24 protein-coding genes and 1 tRNA gene are annotated in these 23,552 nt (G+C 52.4%); 7 read left to right on the forward strand and 18 right to left on the reverse strand.

What is annotated here, in order from left to right:
- Positions 1-97 precede the first annotated feature (97 nt).
- Complete coding sequence (gene phoB, locus SOJ49_RS18430; RefSeq protein ID WP_369855947.1) at positions 98-796, forward strand: phosphate regulon transcriptional regulator PhoB; 699 nt, start codon at positions 98-100, stop codon at positions 794-796.
- A 5-nt stretch (positions 797-801) separates the two neighbouring features.
- Positions 802-2,109, forward strand: a complete 1,308-nt coding sequence (phoR, locus tag SOJ49_RS18435) for a phosphate regulon sensor histidine kinase PhoR (protein ID WP_369855948.1) — start codon at positions 802-804, stop codon at positions 2,107-2,109.
- Here phoR and SOJ49_RS18440 read toward each other — a convergent pair.
- A complete protein-coding gene (locus SOJ49_RS18440) occupies positions 2,090-2,971 on the reverse strand; it encodes a response regulator (RefSeq protein ID WP_369855949.1) in 882 nt (293 codons plus the stop codon). The two genes, phoR and SOJ49_RS18440, sit on opposite strands and share 20 nt — an antisense overlap.
- Before the next feature lie 56 nt (positions 2,972-3,027).
- Positions 3,028-3,747, reverse strand: coding sequence for a sulfate transporter CysZ (cysZ, locus tag SOJ49_RS18445; protein WP_369855950.1), 720 nt, complete (start codon positions 3,745-3,747; stop codon positions 3,028-3,030).
- A 74-nt stretch (positions 3,748-3,821) separates the two neighbouring features.
- On the opposite strand from cysZ, the gene trmH reads away from it, so the two are divergent.
- Positions 3,822-4,529: a tRNA (guanosine(18)-2'-O)-methyltransferase TrmH gene (gene trmH / locus SOJ49_RS18450; RefSeq protein ID WP_369855951.1), complete on the forward strand. Its 708-nt coding sequence runs from the start codon at positions 3,822-3,824 to the stop codon at positions 4,527-4,529.
- Positions 4,530-5,318: 789 nt separating this feature from the next.
- Here the strand turns inward: trmH and SOJ49_RS18455 are convergent.
- The 7 genes from SOJ49_RS18455 to SOJ49_RS18485 all read right to left on the reverse strand — a co-directional run bounded on the left by SOJ49_RS18455 (position 5,319) and on the right by SOJ49_RS18485 (position 11,325).
- Positions 5,319-5,639 (reverse strand): DUF3392 family protein, encoded by a 321-nt coding sequence (locus SOJ49_RS18455; protein WP_369855952.1) that lies wholly within the window; start codon positions 5,637-5,639, stop codon positions 5,319-5,321.
- 117 nt (positions 5,640-5,756) lie between these two features.
- Positions 5,757-5,832, reverse strand: a tRNA-Thr gene (locus tag SOJ49_RS18460).
- A 106-nt stretch (positions 5,833-5,938) separates the two neighbouring features.
- A complete protein-coding gene (gene phoU / locus SOJ49_RS18465; protein WP_369855953.1) occupies positions 5,939-6,694 on the reverse strand; it encodes a phosphate signaling complex protein PhoU in 756 nt (251 codons plus the stop codon).
- Between the two features lie 13 nt (positions 6,695-6,707).
- Positions 6,708-7,511, reverse strand: coding sequence for a phosphate ABC transporter ATP-binding protein PstB (gene pstB, locus SOJ49_RS18470; RefSeq protein ID WP_369855954.1), 804 nt, complete (start codon positions 7,509-7,511; stop codon positions 6,708-6,710).
- Positions 7,512-7,536: 25 nt separating this feature from the next.
- Positions 7,537-8,811: a phosphate ABC transporter permease PstA gene (pstA, locus tag SOJ49_RS18475; protein ID WP_369855955.1), complete on the reverse strand. Its 1,275-nt coding sequence runs from the start codon at positions 8,809-8,811 to the stop codon at positions 7,537-7,539.
- Positions 8,804-10,177: a phosphate ABC transporter permease subunit PstC gene (gene pstC, locus SOJ49_RS18480; protein ID WP_369855956.1), complete on the reverse strand. Its 1,374-nt coding sequence runs from the start codon at positions 10,175-10,177 to the stop codon at positions 8,804-8,806. Before pstC ends, pstA begins: the two co-directional genes overlap by 8 nt.
- A gap of 107 nt (positions 10,178-10,284) precedes the next feature.
- Positions 10,285-11,325: a substrate-binding domain-containing protein gene (locus tag SOJ49_RS18485; protein WP_369855957.1), complete on the reverse strand. Its 1,041-nt coding sequence runs from the start codon at positions 11,323-11,325 to the stop codon at positions 10,285-10,287.
- Positions 11,326-11,617: 292 nt separating this feature from the next.
- Between SOJ49_RS18485 and SOJ49_RS18490 the strand changes: the two genes are divergently transcribed.
- Positions 11,618-12,019 carry an acyl-CoA thioesterase gene (locus tag SOJ49_RS18490; protein WP_369855958.1) on the forward strand — a complete coding sequence of 134 codons (402 nt, stop codon included), beginning with the start codon at positions 11,618-11,620 and terminating at the stop codon, positions 12,017-12,019.
- A gap of 109 nt (positions 12,020-12,128) precedes the next feature.
- Here the strand turns inward: SOJ49_RS18490 and uvrD are convergent, their stop codons facing one another.
- Positions 12,129-14,309: a DNA helicase II gene (uvrD, locus tag SOJ49_RS18495; protein ID WP_369855959.1), complete on the reverse strand. Its 2,181-nt coding sequence runs from the start codon at positions 14,307-14,309 to the stop codon at positions 12,129-12,131.
- Between the two features lie 147 nt (positions 14,310-14,456).
- Here uvrD and SOJ49_RS18500 point away from each other — a divergent pair, with 147 nt between their 5' ends.
- Both SOJ49_RS18500 and SOJ49_RS18505 read left to right on the forward strand, forming a co-directional pair.
- Positions 14,457-15,344: a MurR/RpiR family transcriptional regulator gene (locus SOJ49_RS18500; RefSeq protein ID WP_369855960.1), complete on the forward strand. Its 888-nt coding sequence runs from the start codon at positions 14,457-14,459 to the stop codon at positions 15,342-15,344.
- Between the two features lie 112 nt (positions 15,345-15,456).
- Positions 15,457-15,645 carry a PA3496 family putative envelope integrity protein gene (locus SOJ49_RS18505; protein ID WP_369855961.1) on the forward strand — a complete coding sequence of 63 codons (189 nt, stop codon included), beginning with the start codon at positions 15,457-15,459 and terminating at the stop codon, positions 15,643-15,645.
- Positions 15,646-16,052: 407 nt separating this feature from the next.
- Here SOJ49_RS18505 and SOJ49_RS18510 read toward each other — a convergent pair whose 3' ends face one another.
- From SOJ49_RS18510 to SOJ49_RS18520, 3 genes are all read right to left on the reverse strand, one after another.
- Positions 16,053-17,321: an ammonium transporter gene (locus tag SOJ49_RS18510; RefSeq protein WP_369855962.1), complete on the reverse strand. Its 1,269-nt coding sequence runs from the start codon at positions 17,319-17,321 to the stop codon at positions 16,053-16,055.
- 54 nt (positions 17,322-17,375) lie between these two features.
- Entirely contained in the window at positions 17,376-17,714 is a 339-nt protein-coding gene (gene glnK / locus SOJ49_RS18515; protein WP_369855963.1) for a P-II family nitrogen regulator, read from the reverse strand.
- A gap of 68 nt (positions 17,715-17,782) precedes the next feature.
- Positions 17,783-18,436 carry a TorF family putative porin gene (locus SOJ49_RS18520; RefSeq protein ID WP_369855964.1) on the reverse strand — a complete coding sequence of 218 codons (654 nt, stop codon included), beginning with the start codon at positions 18,434-18,436 and terminating at the stop codon, positions 17,783-17,785.
- Positions 18,437-18,760: 324 nt separating this feature from the next.
- Between SOJ49_RS18520 and SOJ49_RS18525 the strand changes: the two genes are divergently transcribed.
- Positions 18,761-19,015 (forward strand): accessory factor UbiK family protein, encoded by a 255-nt coding sequence (locus SOJ49_RS18525; protein WP_369855965.1) that lies wholly within the window; start codon positions 18,761-18,763, stop codon positions 19,013-19,015.
- Here the strand turns inward: SOJ49_RS18525 and SOJ49_RS18530 are convergent.
- From SOJ49_RS18530 to SOJ49_RS18550, 5 genes are all read right to left on the reverse strand, one after another.
- Complete coding sequence (locus SOJ49_RS18530; RefSeq protein WP_369855966.1) at positions 18,985-19,188, reverse strand: hypothetical protein; 204 nt, start codon at positions 19,186-19,188, stop codon at positions 18,985-18,987. The two genes, SOJ49_RS18525 and SOJ49_RS18530, sit on opposite strands and share 31 nt — an antisense overlap.
- A gap of 45 nt (positions 19,189-19,233) precedes the next feature.
- Entirely contained in the window at positions 19,234-20,061 is an 828-nt protein-coding gene (eutC, locus tag SOJ49_RS18535) for an ethanolamine ammonia-lyase subunit EutC (RefSeq protein ID WP_369855967.1), read from the reverse strand.
- A gap of 1 nt (position 20,062) precedes the next feature.
- Positions 20,063-21,454 (reverse strand): ethanolamine ammonia-lyase subunit EutB, encoded by a 1,392-nt coding sequence (locus SOJ49_RS18540; RefSeq protein WP_369855968.1) that lies wholly within the window; start codon positions 21,452-21,454, stop codon positions 20,063-20,065.
- A 239-nt stretch (positions 21,455-21,693) separates the two neighbouring features.
- Positions 21,694-21,864, reverse strand: coding sequence for a hypothetical protein (locus SOJ49_RS18545; RefSeq protein WP_369855969.1), 171 nt, complete (start codon positions 21,862-21,864; stop codon positions 21,694-21,696).
- 76 nt (positions 21,865-21,940) lie between these two features.
- Entirely contained in the window at positions 21,941-23,299 is a 1,359-nt protein-coding gene (locus tag SOJ49_RS18550; protein ID WP_369855970.1) for an ammonium transporter, read from the reverse strand.
- Positions 23,300-23,552: the final 253 nt, after the last annotated feature.

A 23,552-nucleotide genomic window follows, 5' to 3' on the forward strand; every position in this document is an offset into this window, starting at 1 on the left:
CTTGACGCCAATCTCAGCAGTGTCACATGCTTGTAACACTGGATCAGTGTAATACCCCCGCATTATTCCTATTGTGACATTTGCGTGACGAGCCGTTATGACCAAAGCAGGCAAGACCGTTCTTATTGTGGACGATGAAGCCCCGATCCGGGAAATGATAGCCGTGGCCCTGGAAATGGCCGGGTATGAATGCCTTGAAGCAGCGAATGTACAGGAAGCACATGCGCAGATTATCGACAGAAAGCCAGATATGATTTTGCTTGACTGGATGCTGCCAGGCACCAGCGGTGTCGAGTTTGCTCGCCGCCTCAAGCGCGAAGATCGAACTGCCGAGCTGCCGATCATCATGCTGACTGCCAAGGGCGAAGAAGATAACAAGGTTCAAGGACTGGAAGCGGGGGCGGACGATTACATCACCAAACCGTTTTCACCGCGTGAGCTGGTGGCGCGCCTGAAGGCCGTTTTACGGCGCTCAACGCCGCAAGGCATTGAAGAACCAATCGAGGTCAGTGGCCTGATGCTCGACCCGGTCTGTCACCGGGTGACCGCCCATGGTAACCCGATTGATATTGGCCCTACCGAGTACCGCCTGTTGCAATTTTTCATGACCCATCAGGAGCGCGCCTACTCCCGCGCCCAGCTACTGGATCAGGTATGGGGTGGTAATGTCTACGTTGAAGAACGTACCGTCGATGTCCATATTCGCCGTCTGCGCAAGGCGCTTGGCGAATCCCACGAACAGCTGATTCAGACCGTTCGTGGCACGGGCTATCGCTTTTCGATCAAAGCCTCCTGATTTTGATGACCCCTGTCTGGCGCAGAGAGCTGCGCCGAATCCTTTATCTGCTGATACTTGCCGTTGGCTGTGGCTACTATTATTTTGGCAAGCCACTGGAAGCCCTGTGCCTGATGATGGGCATCTATATCTCCTGGCAGTGGCTGCAGCTCTATCGCCTGCATCGCTGGCTGGATCAGGGACAAACCACCGTCTTGCCACGCACACTCGGTATCTGGGGTTCCATTTTTACGGAAAACCAGCGCTTGCAACAAAGCAGCATCAAACATCAACAGCGCTTGCAGGCCATTATCAACCGCATACAGGATTCAACCGCCGCGCTGCAGGATTCGGTATTGATGGTCGACGCCACCGGGGCACTGGAGTTCTGGAATCAGGCCGCTCAAAACTACCTTGGCTTACGCAGCCCGGTTGATATTGGCCAGCCCATTACCAACCTGATTCGAACGCCGGAGTTCAAGGCCTACTTCGACAAGGCGGACTACCACGAACCGCTGACCATTCGCTCTCCAATCAACCCGCGTATTTACCTGCAATTCAATATCACCTTGTTTGGCCGTAAAGACCGCTTGATCCTGGTGCATGACGTCACCCGCCTGAAGCAACTGGAAGAAATGCGCAAAGACTTCGTCGCCAACGTCAGCCACGAGTTACGCACCCCCCTCACGGTGATTTCCGGCTACGTCGAAACCATGCAAGCTGCTTCTGAAATGTTGCCACCCCGCTGGGGACGCATGCTGCAACAGATGAGCGAGCAGAGTCATCGCATGGAAAATCTGCTCAAGGATCTGCTGATGCTGTCGCGGCTGGAAACAGGTGAGAATGAGCAGGCTCAGCCAGTGGCGTTGCAACCGCTGCTGGAAGCGATTCGCCGTGACGCAGCCTCTCTCAGCAGCAACAAACACACTCTCTCGCTGAGTATTGACCACGACCAAAAGCTGATGGGGTTTTATAACGAACTCCGCAGTGCCTTTTCCAACCTGGTATTTAATGCGGTGAAATACACCCCCGAAGGCGGCCATGTGAAGCTGCACTGGTACTCAGAGGGCGGCAAAGGTTATTTCAGTGTTACTGACAACGGCATCGGTATTGCTCATCATCATATTCCTCGCCTGACCGAGCGTTTCTATCGCGCCGACCCGAGCCGCAGCATCGCCACCGGCGGCACCGGTCTAGGACTGGCCATCGTCAAACACGTATTGCTGCATCATGATGGTGAACTGCAAATCAGCAGCGAAGAAGGCAAGGGCAGCACGTTTACCTGCGTTTTCCCCGGCAGTCGTCTTTCTGACACTAGCGCGCCTGGCCAATAAACCGCGACAAGGCATCCAGCTTGTCCGGATCGTCATCGACAATGCGCAGTCGAATCTGGACAGTCTCGGCGTCCGGATGCGGCTCTTGCGCCTGCAACATGCGAACAAACGCATTAATCCGGGCAATATCACCATTGTCAGGATGAATCACATCAACAACGGCCTGCTCCAGTAACACCGGCAGTGCATCCTGACGCCGAAAAACACCAATCATTTCCTGCAAGCTGATGTCCCGGATAACCAGCCGGGCTTCAACGCCAGAGGCAAAACGGACATTGGCCTGGCCTTTTGCGCCGGTTTTTGACACCGGTTCAGGATGCGGGGATCTGGCCAGCAAGGGAGAAACAACGGCGGCTCTGGCCGCCCCTGGTGCAGTCTTGCCTACCAGCGCCTGATTGCCCACATTCCCCATCAACACCGAAGCGCCACTACGGTCTGCTGAAGGTACTGCTTGTTCCGATACGGTAGCTGGTCTTACTTTCAAATGCCGAAACACCATACGGCTCAGCTTGTCGACAAAGGCATCCCGCGTAAACGGTTTGCCAATATAGCTGGAAACACCGGCTTCAACAGCCTTGAGTACGTGATCACGATCACCACGACTGGTGATCATCATAAAAGGCGTGGCTTTGTAATTCGGTTGCTCGCGCATCCATTTCAATACCTCGATACCCGACATCTCAGGCATTTCCCAATCACACAGAACCAGATCAAAACGATGGCTATCCAATAGCGCCACCGCCTTGCGGCCATTGGTCGCCTCAATCAGCTCACAACCGGGATAGGTTTGACGCACGGCTTTTTTCACCAGATCACGAATAAACGCCGCGTCGTCGACTAGCAGAATTGTCAGCTCAGCCATCTGCTGCACCTCGGTCAGCAACTTATATCCTGGCACCCTGACGGCGCCCCGAATCTTCAGCTTAGCCGAGACTGATCAGATTGCCGTTGCAGCTGCCACAAGGTTGCACCGATCACCGCTGCCGGTGGCACCAGGCAGTTCAGCAGCGGAATCGTCATCAATACCGACACCGAGGCACCAAAGCCCCAGGCCGTCCAGCGTTGCGTCGCCACTTGTTCGCGACTGGCACGAAAATCCTGCTGCTGGTTGTCCAGGGTATAGTCGCTGTACTGCAACGCCATCACCCAGCTACCAAACCAGAACCAGGCCAGCGGCATCAACAAATTGAGGCCAGGCACAAACGACAGCAACAACAGCAGCAAATAACGCGGCAGGTAATAACCCATTTTGACCAGTTCACGCATCAGCGTACGGGGAATCAGTGCAGCAATGGATTCATCCTCGACCACATGGCCCTGGCGCCGTTCGATCTTGCCTGCCAGCAAGCCATAAAACGGGCTTGCCAACAGCAACAGCACTGCACTGAACAGATAACCTGAAATCAGTGTCGAGAGTAATAACATCAAGGGCACAACCAGCCAGGCAAGCCATCCGAACCAACCGGAGTCCAGCCACTCCCAGCTGGTAACAGACTCAACCAGCCAATAAATACCCAGCGCCAGCAACACCAGATTAATCAGAATGGGCAGCCAGACGTAACGGCGTATTCCCGGTTCATTCAACAGTGCAAAGCCGCGCCACAAATAGCCGGCTCCTATCAATAAATTGTCTTTCATACCTGTTCCGTGCATAAAACTGGAAGGTTTTATACAATGCCGCCCCGTTTTGAGCCAGAGAGACATTGCCGACCATGACGCCAGAACGCCTGAGTTGTGTCATCAACACCCTCAACCGACGCCAGCCAGACCTGTCGGTGATTACCGATGAAGTCTACAAATCGCACAACCTCGCTGCGATTGCCCGCTCCTGTGATGCCTTTGGCGTTCAGGATGTGCACTGCGTATGGCCGACCACCACTTACCGGCTCAACAGCGTCACCAGTGCAGCCGCTGCAGGCTCAGAGAGCTGGGTCACGGTCAATACGCATCCGGATATCGAAGCCGCCATCCGTAGCCACCAGCAGCGCGGCATCAAAGTCTGTGCAGCCCATCTGACAGACCGGGCTATCGACTTCCGTGCCTATGACTTTACCCAACCAACCGCGATACTGATGGGCACGGAGAAAGAAGGGGTCAGTGATGCGGCCTCCGAACTGGCTGACGAACACCTGATCATTCCCATGCTGGGTATGGTACATTCTTTTAATGTCTCCGTTGCAGCCGCCATCATTCTTTGTGAAGCCGCCCGCCAGCGCCAACTGGCCGGCATGTTTGAACAACGCCACCTGAACGATATACGATTCAGTACCCTGTTATTTGAATGGTGCCAACCATCGGCAGCCAGACTCTGCCAAAAGCACAACCTTCCCTATCCGGCACTACGGGAAGACGGTGAAATTGCTGATCCGCAAGCTTTTTCACAACAAGTGAACGCACAGAGCGCACACACCTCCCGGTAATCAGCCAGCGTTATTTTCCTTCCCACGACAGAAAAAGAGAGATACACCCACATACCTGTGCGAGATATCGCACAAACGTGTGGGAAATCCGTAATCTGGCCTGCAATACTCCCCTCATTCGTCCCAACCAAAAAATATAACCCTTTGTTTTTCATGGAATTTATTTTTCATTTCAATTTTATGGCAAGCAATTGGCAGCTTTGTGGAACTTCTGCTCACGGCCAACTTTGGTAAAGTGACAATCACAGGGACAGGAAATCAACGGAAGATTGCCAGGATGGCACCCGCTTCAGGAAGAAGCGGAGCAGGATATCGCACAGGCAAGTGCAGCCAGGACGGCAAAGGAAATGGACATAGCACATGATGTGCCGGACAAACCAGGGATTGGCGATAAGGGATCAGGACGGCTCGGTTGAGCAACACAAGGGAATGTCAGGACACACCTCTGGAAGAGGTTCAGGGATATTCGTCATTGGATGATCAGCCAGGAAGGCAAGGCAAATGGATTGGATTGCCCACGGAAGACCGGCCAGGAGGCCTACCAGGAAGGTAAAAGGACAATGAGAGCAATGGATTTGCTCAGGGATGACCAACACGATGGACTGTGACAAGGACGATGCCAGAGGAACCAGGACTGTTCCAGGGTGCTGTGGCGGCCTGTACAGGATGTACTAGTCGCCCAATTTTTTAGCCCCTATTGCTTCTTCAGCTGTACTCCGCACTATCTGCATCTTGCCAGATTCTCACCGCGCTATTCGATTACCCACCCGGTGTACCAACCAATCACCGTTACCCCTTGTGGTATCTCTCCGCCAGAATCCCCAGCACCAAAAAACTCCCAACAACAGAGGCCACATAGACAGGCGCTGACAGACCGATTAATACTCGGGCCAGCAAAGGTACCAACCAGACCGTTAACGTGCCGTAGCCAAAGGTACAGAGCGCGACAAAGATCAAGACCCGAAAGCCTACCCAGTACTGCCTCACCAGCTTCCGTACCGTTCGATTAATACTGTCTCCAAAGACCACCAGCAGAGTCGCAATAATCGCCAACGCTATTTCATCATTGTAGGGGCGTAACCACCCGGACAAAGAAATCAACAATGCCATTTACGACGGCTCCTTCTATCCAGCGCCAATAGTTTGGTCAAATATACTGCGGGTTTACCGTGAACAGTCAGAATAGCAGACATAAAAAAACCCGCGATATACGCGGGTTTAAAGTACTGGTGCCGGCACCAAGAGTCGAACTCGGGACCTACTGATTACAAGTCAGTTGCTCTACCAACTGAGCTATACCGGCTAAGTGGGCGGGAATACTATAGATGCTTTCGATACCCGTCAATGTTTTTTTCACCTAACATACTGAAAAACCCACGCTTTCTGGAAAATTCCTGCACGAACGCCGTTTACTCTCCGGTATGAGGCAAATCATCCTTGTGAGCGCGCTCTTCCATTTCCGTAATGGAGCTATGACGCACATCGGCACCACTGACAACGTAGATCACTTGCTCAGATATGTTCCGGGCATGGTCGCCAATACGTTCGATCGCGCGCAAAATCCAGAGTATGTTAATCGCCTGACCGATGGAGCGAGGATCTTCCATCATATAGGTAATCAGCTCTCGCAACGCGGCAGAATATTGCTGATCCACGAGCTTGTCGTTACGAACCACATCGAGTGCGCCATCGACGTCATTACGGGCAAAGGCATTCAGCGCTCCTGAAATCATTTTACCAATTTCTGCGCCCATATAACGAATCGACTGCTGGCAATAGCCACTATTGGTCGAGCCACTGATTTCCAGTGCATGAACGGCAATTTTGGTTGCTTCATCGCCGATACGTTCAAGATCGCGAACCACGCGAGAGACGGCCAGAACCATACGCAGGTCGGAAGCCGCCGGTTGTCGACGCACAAGAATCTGGGTGCATTCCCGGTCGATAGCGACTTCCATACGATCCACGTCATCTTCCCGGCGAATGATGTCATCTGCGGGGGTCGTGTCACCGGTGGTAATCGCTTCAATGGCGTTGGCGACCTGGCGCTCGACCAGTCCGCCCATTTCCATCATCTGACTACGAATGGCTTCGAGATCCGAATTGAATTGACCGGATATATGCTGGCTGAAATTCATTTCAACCGGTGCGCCCTTGTTTGGCAATTGTGCTCTCCTTTTAGCCGAAACGGCCAGTAATATACGCCTCAGTCAGTGCATGTTGCGGCGTGGTAAACACGAGATCAGTCGGGTTTACCTCAATCAACTGACCCAGGTGAAAATACGCGGTGCGTTGGGATACCCGAGCCGCTTGCTGCATTGAGTGAGTAACAATCGCGATAGTGTAGTTCTCTCGCAATTCGTCAATCAATTCTTCAATTTTAGCAGTTGCAATCGGATCCAGCGCAGAACATGGCTCATCCATAAGAATCACTTCAGGGTCAACCGCAATTGTTCGCGCAATACACAAACGCTGCTGCTGACCACCCGATAGACCAGTACCCGGTGAATGTAACCGGTCTTTCACTTCCGACCACAAACCTGCCCGCTGCAAGCTGCGCTCGACCACTTCATCCAGTTCATCACGATGATTCACCAGCCCGTGAATACGCGGGCCATAGGAAACATTGTCGAAGATGGATTTTGGAAACGGGTTCGGTTTCTGAAAAACCATTCCGACCCGCGCCCGCAGAGGTACCACGTCGACTTTTGGGCCGTAAATATCCTCGTCATCAAGCAGAATATCCCCCGTAACCCGGCAGATATCAATGGTATCGTTCATCCGGTTAAGACAACGCAAGAAAGTTGACTTGCCACAACCCGATGGCCCGATCAATGCAATCACTTCGTTGGCACCAATGTCCAGACTTACGTCAAAGATGGCCTGTTTGTCGGCATAGAAGACGCCAACACTGCGGGCTTTCAGCTTGGGAGAGTCGCAGAACGGTTCGCCGTCGGTTTTGTGGTTTTCGATAATACTCATAACAAAAAATCCGGATAGTTAGCGTTTACCAGCGTCGTTCAAGACGACGACGCAGCCAGACTGCAGCAGTGTTCATCATGATCAGGAAGGCCAGCAATACGATGATGGCTCCCGAAGTCCGTTCAGTGAATGCTTGTTCGGGGCTGTCGGACCAAAGAAAGATCTGCACAGGCAACACCGTCGACGGATCCGTAATAAACCCTGGCACATCGACCACAAAAGCAATCATGCCGATCATTAATAATGGTGCCGTTTCACCCAGCGCCTGAGCCATACCGATAATGGTTCCCGTCAGCATACCCGGCAGCGCCAGTGGCAATACATGATGAAAGACCACCTGCATCTTTGAGGCACCCAACCCGAAGGCGGCCTCACGAATGGAGGGCGGTACGGATTTGATCGCCGCTCGACCGGAAATAATAATGGTCGGCAATGTCATCAATGTCAGCACCAGACCACCAATCAATGGCGTTGAACGGGCGACACCAAAGATGTTGATAAAAATCGCCAGCCCCAGTAAGCCAAACGTAATGCTGGGCACCGCCGCCAGGTTATTGATGTTGATTTCAACAATTTCGGTGACACGGTTTTTAGGAGCAAACTCTTCCAGATAAATCGCTGCCGCCACCCCGATAGGGAACGATAACAGGAAGGTTACCATCAGCGTCAGGAAGGTTCCCATCATGGCACCATGAACACCGGCCAACTCTGGTTCCCGCGAATCACCATTGGTAAAGAAGGTTGTACTGAAGCGGCTTTTCAATCGCCCCTCAGACGCCCACTGTTCGAGCCAGCCCAGCTGTAACTCGCTCAGCCGTCCGGCACGGCCCTCATCACGATCATGCTTGAACCACTGGTCTACATCATCATCCATGATCAGTTCGATATTCAGGGTGGTATCAATCAGATCCGGGTTGTCCAGTACTGCTTTTTGTAACTGCCAATGTGCACCCACACTGACCAGGCTATACAGCGCACGGCGCTCATTGCGACCAGAAACCGGTATCGACTCTTTCAGGTACTGTTTGATCAGCCCTTCATAGTCCGCGTTGCGACGCGCCTCTACCGACGATTGCGGAGTCAGCCCCAGATAGTCTCCGTCGAGGTACACTTCCGATTGCAACACCGTTTGCTCAAACGCAGAACCGCCCTTGAGGATAATATTCCCAAACAGCACAACCAGGCACAGCAAGCCAAACCCTATCGACAACATGCCATACAGACGAAAACGCACTTCTGCACGACGGCGACGCGTCATGCTTTGCTCTACCCTGGCACGGGTAGTCACTTGATCAGTCATATTGCTCCCGGTACTTCTGTACCACTTTCAGCGCCACAAAATTGAGAATCAGAGTCACCAGGAACAACACCAGCCCCAGCGCAAATGCCGCCAAAGTCTTGGAAGAATCAAACTCCTGATCACCGACCAGCAAGGTCACAATCTGCACCGTCACTGTCGTCACACTTTCCAGCGGATTTGCCGTCAGATTCGCTGCCAGACCCGCCGCCATGGCAACAATCATGGTTTCACCAATGGCTCTGGAAACTGCCAGCATGACGGCACCGACGATACCGGGCAATGCCGCCGGAATAACAACATGACGTATCGTCTCGCTCTGGGTCGCCCCCAAGCCGTAACTGCCGTCACGCAGAGACTGTGGCACGGCATTAATAACGTCATCAGACAAGGACGATACAAATGGGATAATCATCACTCCCATCACCAGTCCAGCCGCCAATGCACTCTCGGACGAAACTTCCAGGCCCACATCCGCCCCCAGACTTTTCAGGATAGGCGCCACCGTCAGAGCAGCAAAAAAGCCATAAACAACGGTCGGAATACCGGCCAGCACTTCCAGTGCCGGCTTGGCGTAGTTACGAATACGGGGAGTGGCATACTCAGACAGATAAATGGCAGACATCAGCCCAATCGGGACAGCAATCAGCATGGCAATCATGGAAATCAGCAAGGTACCGGTAAACAGCGGAATGGCACCAAAACTGCCGGAAGAACCGGACTGATCTGCCCGCAATGCCACCTGGGGTGACCAGGTCGTGCCAAACAGGAAATCAAAGACATTCACTTTGCCAAAAAACATCCAGGCTTCAAACAGCACACTGCTAAGAATCCCGACGGTCGTCAGCACTGCCACACCGGAGCTGCAGAACAGCAGTGACCGGACAATACCTTCCACTTCGTTTCTGGCTCGTAGCGCGGGTGCCAGGCGACGCAGGCTGAAGCCAAATCCGGCCAACGCCAATGCCAGCACCAACGCGGTACTCAACATGCGGTTGCGCGACTGCAGATCAACCAGGTGCAAGACCACAGGGGCCAATTCCGGATCGGCCTCCACATTCGCACCACCCGCCAGATTATGAACCTTGCTCAGCGCCAGGCTCACGCGGTTGCCTCCTTCGGCTTGGATCCCGGCTGGCAACTGCGCTTCCAGCAAACGGTCGATAACAGGGCTTTCGAGCATGCCCCAACACAACATTAACAATAAGGGTGGCAAACAGGTCCAAAGGGCGACCAGTGAGCCATAGTGGCCCGGCAATGAATTCAAAGTGACGCCGGGGCTGACCAGAGAACGAGCTCGGCGAGCGCCGCCAATGTATGCGATTACAAACAGAATCGCGATGACAAGTAGCAAAATGCTGAAGGTCATAATGACTAGCCTGAACAGAACAAGGAACAGCCGTCGATCTTACCGGCCTGAATAACACATCCGTATGACAGAAACGGAGCCGATGGTATGGCTCCGCACCCTGACGGTTACTGGCCGATCGGGGTCAGTGACTTGACGCTGGCCGCGACTCCCCGACGACGGGATTCTTCCATCGGAATCATCCCCTTGTCAGCAAGATAACCATCTTCACCGATAGCCCGTGCTGAAGTAAATTCGGCGAGGTATTCTGCAATACCCGGAATCACCCCGACGTGGGCCTTTTTGACGTAGAAATAAAGTGAACGACTGATTGGGTATTTATCGGCAGCAATGTTGTCGAACGTAGGCTCAACACCATCAACCAGAGAGCCTTGCACCTTGTCTTCATTCTGTTCCAGAAAGCTGTAGCCAAAAATGCCGTAGGAATCCGGGCTGGCAGCCAGTTTCTGTACAATCAGGTTGTCGTTTTCACCGGCTTCGACATAGCCACCGTCTTCACGCAAACCATGGCAAATCGCCTTGTATTTGTCTGGATCGGATTTTTTCAGCGCCTTGATAAACGGAAACTGGGTACAGCCCCCTTCCATCGCCAATTCCACAAACGCATCACGGGTTCCGGAGGTTGGCGGAGGCCCCAAGACCTTGATCGGTGTATTAGCCAAGGCAGGGTTTACTTGTTTCCAGGTTTTATAAGGGTTGGCGATCAGCTTGTCTGAACCGTCCGCCGCTGGCACCATTTTCGCCAACGCCAGAAAGATATCTTTGCGCGACAAAGAGGTACGAGGATTGGATGCTGCGTTTGCGAACACGATGCCATCAAAGCCAATCATGACTTCGACAATATCCTTGACGCCATTTTTGGTACACAAGGCAATTTCAGACGCCTTGATACGACGAGACGCATTAGTAATGTCAGGTGTGGTATCACCAACACCAGTACAGAACAACTTCAGGCCACCACCGGAACCCGTAGACTCGACTTTAGGAGTACGGAACTTGGTCGATTTGCCAAAACGTTCAGCAACGACCGTAGAAAACGGATAGACCGTTGAGGAGCCAACAATGCTGATGTAGTTACGCTCAGCAAAAGCGCTTTGACTAAACACTGAAGCCAGCAAAACCACACCGGCAACGAGAGAATGTTTCATGCTATTTCCTTCAATGTGACCTGATGATACCCAGCAGGCAGATCGTTTTCAAAAGAGAGGTATTGTCCAGTAACTGTATTACACCTACATGACGCGCACCTGTTTATTACAAAAATGTTTCATTTTGGTTACAGGTACTTATTTTCGGGCATGACAGCACACAGCTAGGCACGATGTCACCTTTGTCGTGTTGCATGACCGTTTTTTGTTCGTACCAATCTCCGACCAGTCTGTATTGTCAACGATCAAAAAGAAGTAAACTTCCGAAAAATAATTTGAATCAGGAATCCCTATGAAAGCCAGATCGAAGGACGATTGCGAACCCAAACCCGATGGCGAGTTGACACTCCGCCTGATTCCATCCCGAGGAGATACCAACACCCACGGCGACATCAGCGGTGGCTGGGTGGTGGCACAAATGGATCATGCTGCCGAAACCGTGGCAAGTCGGCTGGCACACGGACGCATCGCCAATGTGGCGCTGGAGTCCGTCGTCTTTATGTCGCCAATACGCATAGGTGCAGCGGTGTGTTTTTATACCCGTATGCTGGAGATAGGTTCATCGTCAATTCGTATCGCTATTGAAGTCTGGACCCAGAACCCGAACGAAAGCGAACGCCGCAAAGTGGTGGATGCCGTTTTCGTCTACGTTGCGATTGATGACACCGGACGAATTCGCCGAGTGCCGCGCTGATTCATACGCGGCACCACGGGCGCAGGAAGTGTTCCGCGACAGGCACAGGCAAGAACGGATAAGCAGGTGAAGCCACCCAAACAGTAGCCCGACCGTCACCCCTATATACTTACACCGGTTTCAGTTTGGCGAAGCTGAGTACCAGCCACTTGCTACCTGCTTCATCAAAATTCACTTGCACTCGCAAACCCGGCCCCTGGCCTTCGAACTGCAATACCGTCCCCTCACCAAACATTTCATGGAATACCCGGCTGCCCAACCCAAACGGCCAATCGGCCGATATCGCCGCCACCAGTTTATGGTTGCCAGAGCGAGGCCGACGCGAACTCAACGGACGGGATACGGTATTTTTCAGGCGAACTTCATCCACCAGCTCGGCGGGGATTTCACGAATAAAACGCGACGGTGTGCTGAGATTCTCCTGACCATGCAAGCGGCGGCTTTCAGCATAAGTGATCACCAGATGATCCATGGCACGCGTTATACCGACATAGGCCAAACGCCGCTCTTCTTCCAGGCCATCAGCATCATCCATCGACATTTTGTGCGGGAATAAGCCATCTTCCAGCCCGGTAAGCACCACTTGGGGGAACTCCAGCCCCTTGGCAGAATGCAGCGTCATCATTTGCACCGCATCTTCATGCTCATCGGCCTGACCTTCACCCGCATCCAGGGCAGCGCTATCGAGAAATTGCACCAGCAGGCTGGCTTCTTCGTCATCACCACTGCCTTCAAAAACTCGGGCAGCATTCACCAGCTCCTCCAGGTTTTCCACTCGAGCCTGGCCCTTTTCGCCCTTTTCCTTGCGGTGATGTTCTATCAGCCCCGTCTGGGCAATCACTTGATCCACCAGCTCGTGCAATTCTATGTCATCAATCCCGACACACATCTCGTCAATCAGCGTCATAAAACCCGTGACGGCAGCACCAGCCCGTTTCGGCAAGCCCCCCGTTGCAGTCACCTCGGTACAAGCATCCCATAACGAGCAGCCCTGATCTCGGGCGATTGAACGCAAGGTATCCAGAGTTTTTTCACCAATCGCACGGGTCGGTACGTTAATCACCCGCTCCATCGCAGCATCGTCCTGCCGATTTAACAACAGTCGCAGATACGCCATGGCATTCTTGATTTCCAGTCGGTCATAAAAACGCTGGCCACCATAGATGCGGTAGGGAATACCCGCCCGCAGCATGGCCTCTTCCAAGGTGCGCGACTGGGCATTGGAGCGATAGAGAATCGCCATGTCGGCCCTGGCATGGCCTTTTTTGGCCCAGCTGTCTACCAGGTCGGCGATGTAACGGGCTTCATCCTGCTCATTAAAGGCGCGGTACAAACGGATAGGGTCACCCTTTTCACCCGTTGTATGCAGTTGTTTCCCCAGCCGTCCGCTGTTGTTACTGATGACGGCGTTGGCGGCATCCAGAATCGTCGCCGTTGAGCGGTAATTTTGTTCCAGCTTGATCATTTCCGCTCCAGCAAAATCCTGCTGGAAATTGCGAATATTACCGATGTTAGCGCCTCGCCAGCCATAAATGGACTGATCATCATCCCCTACCGCCATCACAGACACCGCATTGCCTGCCAGCAAACGAATCCAGGCGTACTGAATGTTGTTGGTATCCTGAAACTCATCAACCAGAATATGGCTGAAACGTTGCTGATAATGCTGCAGCAGCTCCGGGTTATGTAACCAGAGCTCATGAGCTCGCAGCAGGATTTCACCAAAATCGACCATACCGTTTTGCTGGCAGTTTTCTTCATAGACCTGGTAAAACTGCTGCAAGGTACGGGTAAAAGGGTCGGCGGAGGGAATGACGTGGGCGGCACGCCGCCCTTCATCCTTTTGTTCGTTAATAAACCACTGCATCTGTCGCGGTGGATAGCGGCTATCATCGATATTGTTCGCTTTCATCAACCGCTTGATCAGCCGCAGCTGGTCATCGCTGTCCAGGATCTGGAAGTATTGGGGCAAACGGGCTTCACGCCAATGCTGCTTCAGCAAGCGATGAGCCAGGCCATGAAACGTACCCACCCACATGCCGCTGACCGGCACATCCAGCAACTGCTCCAGACGGCCTTTCATTTCTTTTGCCGCTTTATTGGTGAAGGTCACCGCCATCAAGGCAAAAGGCGATACATTTTCAACCTTGAGCAACCAGGCAATGCGATGCACCAGCACGCGGGTTTTGCCCGAGCCTGCGCCTGCCAGTACCAGCTGATGGGGGGATTGCGCAGCCACCGCATTACGCTGGCCATCGTTTAATTGATCTATTATCAGTGAAGTATCCATGCCGCGAGTCTATCAGATTGCACCCGTTGCGGAAGATGCTGATCAACAAATCCCCTGTTTATCCGTACAGCAGGATATTTAACAGGACGATGAGAGAGAGGCACTCTATAATCTGTGACCAAATTTCAATTATTCGGACTCATTATTGTGAGAAACAGCCCGATTCTGGCCGAAATATCTGCTGCCATACCCAACTTGCGCAAATCCGAGATCAAAGTGGCGGAATACGTGTTGCGGTCGCCACAGCAAGTGATGCACATGCGCATCGTCGACCTCGCCCAGGAAGCCCAGGTAAGTGAACCAACCATCGTCCGGTTTTGCCGTGGCATCGGCTGCAACAGTTTTCAGGAATTCAAGGTTCGCGTCGCCCAGGAAATGGCCATTACCAACAACATTGGTCAATTTGCCATCGCCACAGACGACAGCATCAGTAATATTTGCAGCAAGATTGCCGACACCACCATCCAGCGACTGCATCAAGTCAAATCGCAGCTGAAATCAGAACAGGTAGGGGTCGCTGCCAATGCCATCAGCATGGCCACCCGTGTCGAATTTTATGGCTATGGTGCCTCTGGGGCCGTCGCTATTGATGCACAACACAAGTTTTTTCGGCTGCAAGTTGCGACAGCGGCTTACAGTGACCCTCATATGCAAGCCATGTCCGCAGTGACTCTGGGGCCTGAAGACGTCGCTGTCGCCATCTCTCAAAGTGGCCGCACCAAGGATCTGCTCAATTCCATTGCCCTGGCCCAGCATCATGGTGCCAAAGTCGTTAGCCTGGCGCCCGCCAATACTGCGGTCAGCTTGCAAGCCGACTACCCGATTCATATCAATATTGAAGAAGACACCGAACAATTTACCCCGATGACCTCCCGTATTGCCCATCTGATGGTGATCGACATGCTGGCAGTCGCCGTCACACAGCGTCGAGGTCCCGAGTTTGCTCGCCATCTCATCAATATCAAACGCAGCATCAAATCATTGCGGCTGGAGCAGGGTAACGAACCCTTCAATCCGAAAAATATTATCGGTTAAATAGCTAACCGGTTGGCAGATACATCAATCCAGGTCATTACTGTCATTCGAATGCAACTTGGAAAATCAAAAATCGTCATAGCCCTGCCAAACCAACCCAAGGAGCGTGACAATGGAAGCTGCAATCAAGTTTGAAACTCATGAACAGGTTGTGACGTTTGACCCCCAAGGTAATGTAGTGGTCAACAAAGCCAGCAAGATGCCCGCCAAAGTAGTTGCGCGCCGAGCGATTGAAGCGCATCGCGAACGCAAGCATCTGGAGCAAGACCTTGATCGCTATTACGATTTTATCGACCTCTGATTTTTTTGTCCGGCTGCCCTGCAGCCGGACTGCCGCTCCCCACTAGCAATAATATCCAAGAGCCTCGCAGCACTGGCCCGAGCGCTTCGCTCACAGACACTCACAGACAAAGTCGCTATTGATATTGACCCCACCGCGCCGCTTTAAGTATTTGTACCGCACTAAAGGCGACATCTATTTAATCCGGTGCTCACTCTGGGCTAGCGGATGGTGTCGAATCACGAAGCCGACTTGCAGGCCTGACGGGTCCTGTCAAACGTCGGCGACACAGAGTCGAGATCATCCGGCAGCCCCCGGGTTGCCGCCGTGCAGGATTAAATAGATTGTCCCCTAAACAGTAGACATAAAAAAACCCGACCAACAATGGCCGGGTTTTTTGCGGGAGTCCGTTACCGCATCAGACGAACTTACTTGCCAGTAAATTCTGGGTAAGCTTCCATACCACATTCTGAAATATCAACACCTTCGTACTCGGCCTCTTCGCTCACACGCAGACCCATCACCGCCTTGATGATCATCCAAGTGATGAAAGAAGCAACAAAGACCCATACAAAGATAGTGATTGCACCCATCAGCTGGCCACCAAAAGAAGCACCGTCATTAGTAACCGGTACAACCATCAGACCAAACAGACCCACAACACCATGAACAGAGATCGCACCAACGGGATCATCAATCTTCATTTTGTCCAGAGTCAGGATAGCGACAACAACAATCAAGCCACCCACAAAGCCAATCAAGGTCGCGACAAAAGGAGTCGGCGTTGAAGGCTCAGCAGTAATCGCCACCAGACCAGCCAGTGCACCATTCAGACACATGGTCAGATCCGCCTTGCGGAACAGTACGAAGGCCAGCAACAGAGCACCGATCAAACCACCAGCAGCCGCTGCGTTAGTGTTAGTGAACACAACTGCAACTGCGTTGGCATTGGCAATATCGCCCAGTTTCAGTACAGAACCACCGTTGAAACCGAACCAGCCCATCCACAGGATGAAACAGCCCAGCGTTGCCAGCGGCAGGTTGGCACCAGGGATTGCACGGATTTCACCATTTGGACCGTACTTGCCTTTACGTGCACCCAGCAGAATAACACCCGCCAGAGCAGCAGCAGCACCCGCCATGTGAACAATACCGGAACCAGCAAAGTCAGAGAAACCGAAGTCATCACCCAGGCTGAACATTCCGAACACGGAGTTGCCACCCCAAGTCCAGCTGCCTTCCATTGGATAGATAAAACCAGTCATAACAACGGCAAAGACCATGAAAGCACCCAGCTTCATACGCTCAGCAACCGCACCAGACACAATAGACATGGCAGTTGCTACGAAGACAACCTGGAAGAAGAAGTCAGACGCACCGGCGTAGATTGAACCACCCTGGAAACCGTCTTCACGTGCCGCAAAGTCACCCAACACAGCAGCAGGATCCACATCTGCAATACCGTCCAGAAAGAAACCACCGCCGTACATCAACTCGTAGCCACACACCAAGTACATGGTGCAAGCGATCGCATACAGCGCGATGTTTTTAGTCAGAATTTCGGTCGTGTTTTTGGCGCGAACCAGGCCCGCTTCCAGCATGGCAAAACCAGCAGCCATCCACATAACCAACGCGCCACATACCAGGAAATAAAAGGTGTCCATGGCGTATTGCAATTCGTAAATATTGTTTTCCATTCTAAGCCCCCCGCATCAGGCTAGATTTTATCTGTTAGTTAGAACTGAAAAGGATCAGAGCGCGTCAGCGCCGGTTTCACCGGTACGGATACGTACAACCTGCTCCAGAGTTGTAACAAAAATCTTGCCGTCGCCAATTTTGCCGGTATTGGCAGCTTTGGTGATAGCTTCAATAACCTTGTCTGTCAGATCTTCGGCAACAGCCACTTCGATTTTGACTTTAGGCAAGAAATCGACCACGTACTCGGCACCACGGTACAACTCGGTATGACCTTTCTGACGACCAAAGCCTTTGACCTCAGTCACAGTGATACCCTGAACACCGATTTCAGACAGTGCTTCACGCACGTCGTCCAGCTTGAACGGCTTCACAACAGCAGTAATGAGTTTCATAGAAAACTCCTATTTTAAGCTAAAGGATGGGAATGGCCTGTGCGAGGGCACAGGCCATTGTATGCTTTTTACATCTCGATAGGCAGGCTGTAAGACACAACGTAACGCATGGACTTGTCGTAGCTGTCTTCGTTGGCTTCATCAACAATCTTGGATACAGTGAATCCAACACTGTCGTTGTAAGCGTAAGACACGTCAAGGTGAGTGTACTCATCATCGATATCGCTGTAGTTACCCAGAGCAACAGAGAAGCTGGTATCAGGAATATCAACACCCAGTACGGTGTACAGGCCATCTGCATCAGAATCGCTTGGTACGTAGAAAGTAATACCAACCATGCTGTAAGACAGACCCAGGTAAAATTCTGCAGCGTCGTCGAATTCGTCAGCAGCAGTTTCTGAATAAATGTATGTGACATAACCCAGGTCATAGCCAAAGTCACCGACTGCGCCAGCAAAACCGGCATAGAAGTCAGTTTCATTACCCAGAGAGGAATCACCGGAAGAGGTCCATACGCCAGCGTACAGGCCAGATTCATGGCTGTAGTCCAAAGCGCCGGATACAACTGCCGTGCCCTTATCCAGACCCAGATCCTGACCACGCCACAGGTACATACTGGCAATGTCGACAGAAGCAGAAATTTCTGCCTGGGCAGTTTGAACAGCGGTCAGACCTGCAGTCATGGCACCAGCAAGAACGATAGCTTGAGACAATTTTTTCATCGTTTTTTCCTTCATCGGTTAGCGAAGCTAGTCATTGATCAGACTCGATGCTTTGGGATCCGGAATTGCGACCTTGAGCACCGTTTTAATTCTGTGAGTGAGAGTTAGCAGTGACCGTGCCAACTTTGAAAACCCCGTTATTAGTGGGTTTCCTGATATAATTTTCTGGGTTCTGAGAATCCATTTGCTCATTTATCGAGCACTGTATTTCTTTTAGCACCATACTGGTGCGCATATTCGTAACCATTGGCGCCACAACAGTGCCATGCTAGCCAAGCAGCTCTCTGAGCGTGCAACAGCCGTCAAAACAGCGGGAGATAAAAAATGAACGCCAACGAAATACGCTTTAAAATCGAGCAGTTACTGGCACAGTCACCCTTTGCATCCTTGTCAGAAGAAATGCACAAGAATATGGCATCCCGACTGCAGTTGCTGTTCAGTAGTGCCAATCTGGTGACACGGGAAGAATTCGAGTCACAGCAGCGCGTATTGGAAAAAACCCACACACTGCTGCTCGAGCTGGAAAGCCGACTGGCTCAGCTGGAAAATCAGCCGTCTACCGACGACACCCCCACCTGACGCGCTTTCCAGACATCGTAGCCATTCACGGCCAGATGCAGCGCCAATGCCAACCCTGCTGCGGTAGCAATAGCGCTCAAACCGCGGAATTCGAGCAAAAAGAAGCCGCTCGAGAGCATCAGAAAACTGGGATAAAAAAGCGTGCGTTTAAGGACGAGTTGCAATTTGTTCATGGCGGTTCTCCGGCTGGTATCAGTAAATGTAGTGATTATTAATAGTTAGAGTGTATTCAGCAGCAAGTTTCCGGGCTTGTTCTTCAGCTGCTGCTGACCGTTATCGGATTCATCTTTTAATGCCACCCCGGACAGCTGACGGCGACCGGCTTCCAGCAGCAGGTACATCAGTTTATGAGTTGCTTCTTCATAACGCAGACCTTCGTGACGCACATTGGAGATGCAATTACGGTTGGCGTCGTGCTTGCCACTGGCAGGCTGCCAGGTGAAGTAGATGCCCAGCGAGTCCGGCGAACTTAATCCAGGGCGCTCACCAATCAGCATCACCAGCATACGAGCCTTGAGGATCTCGCCGATAGGATCGCCAATTGCCACCCGCCCCTGCTCAACCATCACCACAGGCCCCACCCGCAGCGGCGTATCGGCCAGCGAAGCCAGCAAACTGCCCAGCAGCGGTGCGGCATGTCGTTGTACCGCCAGCGAAGACAATCCATCTGCAACAACAATCGCAATATCAAACGCCGCCGGTTGGCTGTCAGTCAGCCATTGCGCCAGCCACTCCCGACTAGCAACAGACAGTTGGCGACCATAGTCCGGTCGTTGCAAATACTGAGGTCGATCATTGGCCTGACTGGCCAGTTTCAGCACAGGCCCCTTGAGTCCGGCTTGTAATAGCGTCTGTTCGAGATCCTGCTGCAGCTGCACAAAATCCAGCGGCAAATGCACGGCATCCCTGGCTCGGGCATGAGCCAGCTGGAATTCCAGATGCGCCCGCGTCGGCAGGCTGACACCGGCACGGCCAAGACCAATACGGGCATCGGTATATTCGCGCAGGACTTGCCAGGGGTTTTCCACCAGGAGGGTGTCGGTCATATCATCGGCCTCCCCGCATCACATGCTCAAAGGGAGCGGGTAAACTCTGATTGCCATAAGCCAGATGATTCTGTTGATCAAAAATGCCAATGCGCTGTAACCAGGCTTCAAATTCCGGGGCTGGTTTGAGACCCAGTAATTCACGTGCGTACAAGGCATCGTGGAATGACGTCGTCTGATAGTTAAGCATGATGTCGTCAGAGCCTGGAATTCCCATAATAAAACTCCCCCCCGCCGCCGCGAACAGAGTTAATAGTACATCCATATCATCCTGATCAGCCTCGGCATGATTGGTGTAACAAATATCACAGCCCATAGGCACACCCATCAATTTGCCGCAAAAATGGTCTTCCAGACCGGCGCGGATGATTTGCTTGCCGTTGTACAAATATTCAGGACCAATAAAGCCCACCACGGTGTTCACCAGCAACGGTTTAAACTCCCGTGCAACGGCATAGGCGCGGGTTTCGCAGGTTTGCTGATCCATCCCGAAATTCGCATTGGCCGACAAGGCACTGCCCTGCCCGGTTTCAAAATACATACAATTCTGACCGACACTGCCACGTGCCAGCGTTTGGCCGGCATCATAGGCTTCCCGAAGCAAAGCCAGATTGATGCCAAAACTGTCGTTGGCTTTCTGAGTGCCAGCAATCGACTGGAAAATCAGATCGACCGGCGCACCTCGATTCATCGCCTCGATGTGCGTGGTCACATGGGTCAAGACACAGCTCTGGGTTGGTATATCGTAATGCTGGATCACATCGTCCAGCATTTTCATTAGGGTAATCACCGCTTCGGTATTATCGCTGGCCGGATTAATGCCAATCACGGCATCGCCGCTGCCGTACAACAAGCCATCCAGCACCGAAGCGGCGACGCCAGCCGGATCATCCGTCGGGTGATTAGGCTGCAATCGCGTCGACATGCGCCCCGGCAAACCGATGGTATTCCGAAATTGTGTGGTGACTTTGCATTTGGAGGCGACCAGCACCAGATCCTGCAACCGCATAATCTTGCTGACTGCGGCTGCCATTTCCGGGGTCACTCCAGGGGCGATTTGTGCCAGGGTAACGGTAGACGCCTGCTCACTCAGCAACCAGTTGCGAAAGTCGCCAACGGTCAGATGGGATATCGGCGCAAATGCCAGCGCATCGTGGCGGTCAATAATCAGCCGGGAAACCTCATCGTCTTCATAAGGCACCAGCAATTCATTCAGAAAGGTTTTTAGCGGCACATCGGCCAGCGCCATCTGGGCAGCAACCCGTTCCTGCTCGTCGAGTGCAGCTACACCCGCCAGGCAATCCCCCGAGCGCAGCGGTGATGCCTTTGCCAACAAGGTTTTCAGGTCATTAAATTGCCAGTGCTGCTGGCCAAGCGATATCTGATAACTCATAGCAACGGGTCTTTGCTGAAGGTGTGTTTAACCAGCGGTCGCGGCCACTTACTTGTCATTCGTTCTTGTCATTCGTTCAAACCACTACGCTTTCATATTCATACATACTCACGCATGCGCACTCGCATAACAGTGATCATGTGCATAATGTCTGCCAGATAAAACAGGAAGCGCCCGGAACAAGCCGGGCGTGCGGGGTCAGACTGCTGCGGACGCTTCTGCCATCAAGACTGACCGGATCAGCCTTCGTGCTTGTTGAACGCGTCGTTCTCATGCTTGATCAGTGCGTACATAAACCCGAGAAAGGTCACGACCGCCAGACCACAAAAAAACGCCACCATTCCAGGTTGGTCAGCAAAGGTAAAATAAGCGCCTACGCCTTCCCAGCTATCAATCGGTGAAGTATCCATATGCATTCCTCTCTTTATTTACAGGGTTAAGACAGGCGGGGCAGATGCCCCGCGAGTTAAACAATCAAGACGTCGATCAGCTACCCAATACACCATTGGCAGGCAGACCGGCGGCATCCGCTGGAATCGTGCCTTCAACAATGTCACGAGAAGGAACACGCTCTGGGTAAGGAATGGCGGGAATTTCCACCAGATCCAGACCTGCAGCTTCCACTTTCGGTGGTACTCGCAGCATGCCCATCTTCTTCAGTAACAGTGAGATGGCATAGCCAGGTATAAAGCCGGTAACACACATGATCACAGCACCCAGCAGCTGGCCGAAGAAAGTAATATCTGGCGCACCTTCTGGAACACTTGGGTAACCAGCGGCAAAGATGCCGACCAGAACCACACCCAGGAAACCGCACCAGCCGTGTACGGCAACTGCGCCTACTGCGTCATCAATGCCGCATTTTTCAACAAACTTGCCAACCATTGGCATGGTGATACCACCAACAACGGCCAGGAAGAACGTCAGACCCGGGTAATAAACATCCAGACCAGCAGCAACAGTAATAATGCCCGCCAGACCACCAGACATGGTCATGAATGGCTCACGAGAAGCCAGATAAGCGCCAATCACACCACCGGAGAAACCCATCAAGGTGTTAAACGCAAACGCAGACAAGTTGGTCGGGTTACCATAAATAGTTGTCCAACCGGTATCACCGCCATTAAAGATGATGCAACCACCAAGGAAACCGAAGAAACCGACAATAATCATCATCAGGCCAATCAGTGCCATCGGCAGATTATGCGGCACAATAGCCATTGCCTTGCCGTTGACGAACTTGCCAATACGCGGCCCCAGATTGATCAGCACCCCGAGCGCAAAGAAACCCGCGACGGCGTGAACCACACCGGAAGCACCGACATCGTGATAACCGAGATCCAACAGCAACCAGCCATCTGGATGCCATCCCCAGGCACCTGCCAGAATCCAGACACCCGAACCAACCACAATGGTCAGGATCAGGTAAGCACTCATGCGGATACGCTCAATCACTGCACCCGACAGAATCGAGCCAGTCGTTGCGCCAAACATGGCAAAAGCAGCCCAGAAAATACCGGTGCCCATATCAGTGACATCAGGCCCCATACTGGTTGACCATGGCAGCGCACCCGAAGCATCAATAGGAATCAGACCACCAGGGAAAGCGTTATAGATCCACCAGCCGAAGAAATAGAAAGTCGGTACCACTACCGCCAGTGTCAGAATGTTTTTCATGCCGGATGCCAACGCGTTTTTTACTCGCGAAGCACCGATTTCATACGCCAGGAAGCCTGCGTGGATCATGAACATGATGGCGGTACACCACCAATAAAACACCTCGACATTCATTGCCTGGTGCATTTCGAAAGCCGCTTTAAAGGCTTCCAATTCTTCTGGAGTCATGGGAGTTCCCCCTCTCTGATTGAGTAAGTTTTTTAGCCAAACCAATTCAGACTGGTCAGAGTCGCACCGGGTGCGGGAATACTGACCAGACAAAAATATTCTCAGAGGGAATATTGCATGGCCGGTGCCAAGCCAGCATCCGGTTCCAATATTCGAAAAATGACAAATTTGTCCATTTCAGAAGGGGTAGATAGAGGTATAAGGTTGCGTTTAGTGTCCACATTGTCGTTAGTAATGCGATTCTACACCCGTA

The sequence above is a fragment of the Candidatus Thalassolituus haligoni genome, assembly GCF_041222825.1.
Taxonomy (GTDB): Bacteria; Pseudomonadota; Gammaproteobacteria; order Pseudomonadales; family Oceanobacteraceae; genus Oceanobacter; species Oceanobacter antarcticus.

Bases quoted from the DNA above. Each gene is read 5' to 3' on its own strand.
- phoB (WP_369855947.1), top strand. From the start codon at position 98: ATGACCAAAGCAGGCAAGACCGTTCTTATTGTGGACGATGAAGCCCCG.
- phoR (WP_369855948.1), top strand. From the start codon at position 802: ATGACCCCTGTCTGGCGCAGAGAGCTGCGCCGAATCCTTTATCTGCTG.
- SOJ49_RS18440 (WP_369855949.1), bottom strand. From the start codon at position 2,971: ATGGCTGAGCTGACAATTCTGCTAGTCGACGACGCGGCGTTTATTCGT.
- cysZ (WP_369855950.1), bottom strand. From the start codon at position 3,747: ATGAAAGACAATTTATTGATAGGAGCCGGCTATTTGTGGCGCGGCTTT.
- trmH (WP_369855951.1), top strand. From the start codon at position 3,822: ATGACGCCAGAACGCCTGAGTTGTGTCATCAACACCCTCAACCGACGC.
- SOJ49_RS18455 (WP_369855952.1), bottom strand. From the start codon at position 5,639: ATGGCATTGTTGATTTCTTTGTCCGGGTGGTTACGCCCCTACAATGAT.
- pstB (WP_369855954.1), bottom strand. From the start codon at position 7,511: ATGAGTATTATCGAAAACCACAAAACCGACGGCGAACCGTTCTGCGAC.
- pstA (WP_369855955.1), bottom strand. From the start codon at position 8,811: ATGACTGATCAAGTGACTACCCGTGCCAGGGTAGAGCAAAGCATGACG.
- pstC (WP_369855956.1), bottom strand. From the start codon at position 10,177: ATGACCTTCAGCATTTTGCTACTTGTCATCGCGATTCTGTTTGTAATC.
- SOJ49_RS18485 (WP_369855957.1), bottom strand. From the start codon at position 11,325: ATGAAACATTCTCTCGTTGCCGGTGTGGTTTTGCTGGCTTCAGTGTTT.
- SOJ49_RS18490 (WP_369855958.1), top strand. From the start codon at position 11,618: ATGAAAGCCAGATCGAAGGACGATTGCGAACCCAAACCCGATGGCGAG.
- uvrD (WP_369855959.1), bottom strand. From the start codon at position 14,309: ATGGATACTTCACTGATAATAGATCAATTAAACGATGGCCAGCGTAAT.
- SOJ49_RS18505 (WP_369855961.1), top strand. From the start codon at position 15,457: ATGGAAGCTGCAATCAAGTTTGAAACTCATGAACAGGTTGTGACGTTT.
- SOJ49_RS18510 (WP_369855962.1), bottom strand. From the start codon at position 17,321: ATGGAAAACAATATTTACGAATTGCAATACGCCATGGACACCTTTTAT.
- glnK (WP_369855963.1), bottom strand. From the start codon at position 17,714: ATGAAACTCATTACTGCTGTTGTGAAGCCGTTCAAGCTGGACGACGTG.
- SOJ49_RS18520 (WP_369855964.1), bottom strand. From the start codon at position 18,436: ATGAAAAAATTGTCTCAAGCTATCGTTCTTGCTGGTGCCATGACTGCA.
- SOJ49_RS18525 (WP_369855965.1), top strand. From the start codon at position 18,761: ATGAACGCCAACGAAATACGCTTTAAAATCGAGCAGTTACTGGCACAG.
- SOJ49_RS18530 (WP_369855966.1), bottom strand. From the start codon at position 19,188: ATGAACAAATTGCAACTCGTCCTTAAACGCACGCTTTTTTATCCCAGT.
- eutC (WP_369855967.1), bottom strand. From the start codon at position 20,061: ATGACCGACACCCTCCTGGTGGAAAACCCCTGGCAAGTCCTGCGCGAA.
- SOJ49_RS18540 (WP_369855968.1), bottom strand. From the start codon at position 21,454: ATGAGTTATCAGATATCGCTTGGCCAGCAGCACTGGCAATTTAATGAC.
- SOJ49_RS18545 (WP_369855969.1), bottom strand. From the start codon at position 21,864: ATGGATACTTCACCGATTGATAGCTGGGAAGGCGTAGGCGCTTATTTT.
- SOJ49_RS18550 (WP_369855970.1), bottom strand. From the start codon at position 23,299: ATGACTCCAGAAGAATTGGAAGCCTTTAAAGCGGCTTTCGAAATGCAC.